The organism is Mycobacterium sp. TH-M11 (assembly GCF_057473725.1).
Map to the genome: position 1 here is coordinate 1 of NZ_JBYCLD010000196.1, position 4,247 is coordinate 4,247.

Sequence of the window (4,247 nt, forward strand, 5' to 3'; positions counted from 1 at the left end):
TCGTCCGGTCGATGTACGACCTCGCCGGGGGCAGCGCCATTTACGACGGCGCGCCGCTGCAACGACGACTGCGCGACGCCTTCACCGCCAGTGCGCACTTCCAGGTGAACGAGGCGTCGCGCGAACTGCCCGGCCGGATTCTGCTGGGTCAGGCCGGTGAGGCGGCGATGCTGTGAGGTCGCCGATCGAAGCGGTGCTGCCGTTCTGGCTGGACCGCCCCGACCTGGAGGCCATCGAGATCGCCGAGGCCGTACACGCCGCCGGCATCGACGGACTGTGGATCGGCGAGATGGCGACCTTCGATGCCTTCGCGTTGGCCACCGCGATCGGTGCCCGCGCTCCGGGGCTGGGCCTGCGGGTCGGTCCGCTGCCGATCAGCGTGCGAACCCCGGCGTCAATTGCGTTGGGCGCCAGCACGGTTGCCGGTGTGACCGGCGCCCAGCTCGACATCGCACTGGGCGCCTCAAGCCCCTTCATCGTCACGGGCTGGCACGACCGGGACTGGTCGCACAGCGTAGGACGGATGCGGGAGACAATCGCGTGCCTGCGGCCCCTGCTGCGCGGCGAACGCGGCAACTACGACGGCCGCCACGTCCGAAGCAGCGGATTCCGGCTGCGAAACCCGCTGCCACACAGCAGTATCGGGGTCGGCGCGTTCGGCCCGTCGATGATCCGGTTGGCCGCCGAGGTTGCCGACGAGGTCGTATTGAATCTCGTTTCACCGCAACGTGTTGCGCAAGTCCGCGAACAGGTTGAGCGCCGGGCGGCTGCGGTGAGACGCGTGCCGCCGCACCTGACCGCCTGGGTGCCGGCGGCGGTGCGACCCGGTGCGGCCGCGTTGCGTCAGTTGGCCGGTCAGCTCGCGGTGTATCTGGCCCCGCCCGGATATGGCGAGATGTTCTGCGACCTCGGATTTCCCGACCTGGTCGAGCGGGCCCGCTCCGGTGCGCGACGGGCGGAGCTGGCCGCGGCCATCCCGCTGGAATTGGCCGCACAGCTTGCGGCTTTGGGCGATCCGGACCAGGTCGCCGGCCGGATACGCGAGTACCTGGCTGCCGGCGCCGATACCGTCGCCGTGATACCCGTGACCGCCGAAGACCCAGCCGGGAGCGGCGTACTCGCCTGCGCCGCCGACCTTTACCGCGAAATCACGTCAGTGCAGGAGACCGCTTTATGACCACCGTCAACACCCAATGCCGACTTGCCGAACGACCGGCCGACAAGCTCACCGCGAGCAACTGGCAGATCGTCGAAGAACCCAAACCCGTTGCCGGCGAAGGCCAATTCGTCGTCCGGGTCGACTATCTGTCTATCGACCCGGCAATGCGCACCTGGATGAACGCCGGCCGCAGCTACGTCCCGCCGGTGCAGATCGGTGCGGTGATGCGGGCGCTGGGGGTCGGACAGGTCGTCGAATCCCGCCACCCCGGCTTCACGGTCGGCGACGACGTGTCCGGGATTTTCGGTGTGCAGCGCTACGCGCTGTCCGACGGCACCGAGGTCAACACGATCGACACCGCGCTGGCTCCGGCGCCGGTGTACCTCAGCGCACTCGGTATCAGCGGACTGACCGCGTACTTCGGGCTGCTCGACGTCGGCAAGCCCGAGCCGGGCCAGACCGTGCTGGTTTCGGGAGCGGCCGGATCGGTGGGCAGCATCGTCGGCCAGATCGCCAAGATCAAGGGATGCCGCGCGGTCGGTGTCGCCGGCGGCGGGGACAAATGCCGCTGGCTGGTCGACGAGGCCGGATTCGACGCCGCGATCGACTACAAGGCCGCCGATGTGCGCGCAGAACTCAAGGCCCACGCCCCGGACGGCGTCGACGTGTACTTCGACAACGTCGGCGGAACGACGCTCGAAGCGGCGCTCAACCGACTGGCCCGCGGGGCTCGCGTCGTGCTGTGCGGCGCGGTGTCGCAGTACAACGACACTGCGCGCGGGCCGTCGAACTACATGCAACTGCTGGTTGCGCGCGCATCCATGACCGGGTTCGTCATCTTCGACTATGCGCAGCGCTATCCGGAAGGGGTTGCGCAGCTTGCGAAATGGATCAAGAGCGGCGAACTGCGGTCGCACGAGCAGATCGAGCACGGCGGTGTCGGCGACTTCCCCGACGCGCTGGCCAAACTGTTCCGCGGCGAGAACACCGGCAAGCTCATCCTGGCGCTGGGGGAATAGCCCGGCCGTGCGAGCTTGTTGGACACCGCCATGGCTGCCTTTAGCGAGACCCAACGTGAAGAATTCCTGGCCGGCAAGCACGTCGCGGTGTTGTCGGTGGCGGCGACCGACGGCCGTCCGCCGGCCAGCGTCCCGATGTGGTACGGCTACACGCCGGGCGGGAACATCCTGGTCAACACCGGCGTGGGAGCCCGCAAGACCAAGCTCATCGAGCAGGCCGGCGTGGTGACGCTGGTTGTGCAACGCGAAGACCCGCCGTATCAGTACGTGGTTGTCGAAGGCACCGTCGTCGACACCACGACGCCCGCGCCGCTGGAGTTGCGCGAGGCGATTGCCATTCGCTACCTCGGCGAGGAAGGCGGCCGCGCCTTCGTCCAGGCCATGGCGGATCAGCCGGGAATCCTGTTCACCATTCGGCCCGACCGCTGGATCACCGCCGACTTCTCCGGTGAGCTTTAGCATTCGGGTTTTCCAGCGCTGCGCACCCGGTCGTGTCGCGGTCTTCGACGCGCCGAACTGCCATAAGGTGACGGGGTTCGGCTGGAAAACCTGAGGAAGCAGTTCACATGGAACTCGACCGGATCACCAACCCGATGCGGTTGGCCCGGGGATCGCATCAACCCGGGTCGGGTAAAGGTTGCGCGATGAACGTGATCTCCTACATCAACGGCGACGAGCAGATCACCGACTTCCCGGCGACCTCGGCCCGCCCTCTGGCGTCGTTCGTGCAGTTGTGCAACGACTCGCTGGCTGAGCCCGACGGCTACCTGTCGCCGGAGAACAGTCTGCTGGTGCTCGATCTCGGCTGGCTGACGGTCGGGACCGCTGACGTCGCCGACGCGATCCTGCACATCTGGGTGACCAAGCTGCTGACCAGTCCGCCATGGGGTGTTCTGCGGTATGCCCGCGGGGCGGCGGCCGACGCCATTGCCGAGATCGCGGACCTGCATCGGACATTCGTCCCCGGTGACGTGCCGTCGATCGTCAACTGGGACAGTGCGGCCAAAGCGGGCCGCGCCGCGTGTGAGGCGGCCGAGGGCGCTGAACTCTATGCGGTGCGGGCCGCCTGTCAGTCGACGTCGCTGGTCGAGACCGATGACTGGGACACCCTGGACGCGGTCACCGGCAACGCTCTGCGCGCGCACCGGTTGGCCAACCTGGGTGCCGGTGCCGCACCGATTGTGGACGTGACCCGCAACGCGATCCGCTCATGGCGGCGGCTCGCCGGCTTGAGTGTGGTGAGCAACGACCCGATCCCGGTGGCTGTCTCGGCTTAGCCGAGCGAACCGGCCCACTCATAGGGGCGGGGCATCCAGGGTGAGGCTGAACAGGGCGTAGGCCATGCAGAACAACAGGTTCAGCGTCACGAGAACCATGCCGACGAAAAGAAGTGAACGAGTGCCGCGACGCTTCATGCGTCGGACCTTCGCGCTCAACTCGTCGCGTCTCAGCTGAGTCGCGATCAGCGCGAAATTGAAATCCGTGACCTCGGGGCAGGCGACGGCCGAACCGGCCAGCATCTGCCGGATCCGGTCCGGCGGCGTGCTGACGCCGACGCGTGCGAAGCGACGGCTGAGCCGTCGTGCCTGTCTCCGGCCGGCGAGATGACCACCGGCCCGCAATCGCTGCGGTAATTGCCCACGTTCGTTTCGCCAGGGGGTACTTGGCGTCATCACACGCCGAAGTCTAGCCAGGCCGCCTCGGATATCGGAAGGTTCACGTCCACAGCGCCGGCGGAATTTCACCGGCCGCGCAGCGACTGGAACGGCAGAATTTCGCGCAACATCACCGGGTGCGGCAAACTAGAACCTGTTACAGTTTTTGGCCATGGGCCGCAAGCGCGTTGTCGTCGCGGGCTTGGGCGACGTCGGCATCCTGGCGGCGATGCGGCTCGCCAAGCATTTCGAGGTTGTCGGCGTCTCGGTCAAGCCCGGTCTGGTCAGCGGCCAGGAACTCGGGGTGCGGCTGGCCCGCCCGCGCGATTGGGCGCGCGACTACTGGATCCCCTTCGACCGGTTCCGGCGACTGGATCAGGTCCGGATCGTCCAGGGCGCGCTGACCGGCCTGGA

General features: G+C 67.5%; 5 protein-coding genes and 2 pseudogenes. 6 read left to right on the forward strand and 1 reads right to left on the reverse strand.

Annotation, left to right across the window (positions count from 1 at the left end):
• The 5 genes and pseudogenes from AC2VOG_RS08630 to AC2VOG_RS08650 all read left to right on the forward strand — a co-directional run.
• A pseudogene (locus tag AC2VOG_RS08630) lies at positions 1 to 176 on the forward strand (acyl-CoA dehydrogenase family protein); the annotation flags it as partial.
• A complete protein-coding gene (locus AC2VOG_RS08635) occupies positions 173 to 1,177 on the forward strand; it encodes an LLM class F420-dependent oxidoreductase (protein ID WP_486939499.1) in 1,005 nt (334 codons plus the stop codon). The pseudogene AC2VOG_RS08630 and the gene AC2VOG_RS08635, both read left to right, overlap by 4 nt.
• The gene (locus AC2VOG_RS08640; RefSeq protein ID WP_486939500.1) at positions 1,174 to 2,178 is read left to right on the forward strand and encodes an NADP-dependent oxidoreductase; all 1,005 of its coding nucleotides are present in this window, start codon (positions 1,174 to 1,176) and stop codon (positions 2,176 to 2,178) included. Before AC2VOG_RS08635 ends, AC2VOG_RS08640 begins: the two co-directional genes overlap by 4 nt.
• A gap of 30 nt (positions 2,179 to 2,208) precedes the next feature.
• Entirely contained in the window at positions 2,209 to 2,637 is a 429-nt protein-coding gene (locus AC2VOG_RS08645; protein ID WP_486939501.1) for a pyridoxamine 5'-phosphate oxidase family protein, read from the forward strand.
• A gap of 107 nt (positions 2,638 to 2,744) precedes the next feature.
• Positions 2,745 to 3,455, forward strand: a complete 711-nt coding sequence (locus tag AC2VOG_RS08650) for a hypothetical protein (RefSeq protein ID WP_486939502.1) — start codon at positions 2,745 to 2,747, stop codon at positions 3,453 to 3,455.
• Between the two features lie 18 nt (positions 3,456 to 3,473).
• Here the strand turns inward: AC2VOG_RS08650 and AC2VOG_RS08655 are convergent, their stop codons facing one another.
• Complete coding sequence (locus tag AC2VOG_RS08655) at positions 3,474 to 3,851, reverse strand: hypothetical protein (protein ID WP_486939503.1); 378 nt, start codon at positions 3,849 to 3,851, stop codon at positions 3,474 to 3,476.
• A 154-nt stretch (positions 3,852 to 4,005) separates the two neighbouring features.
• Here AC2VOG_RS08655 and AC2VOG_RS08660 point away from each other — a divergent pair.
• Positions 4,006 to 4,247 (forward strand): annotated as a pseudogene (locus AC2VOG_RS08660) (pyridine nucleotide-disulfide oxidoreductase); the annotation flags it as partial.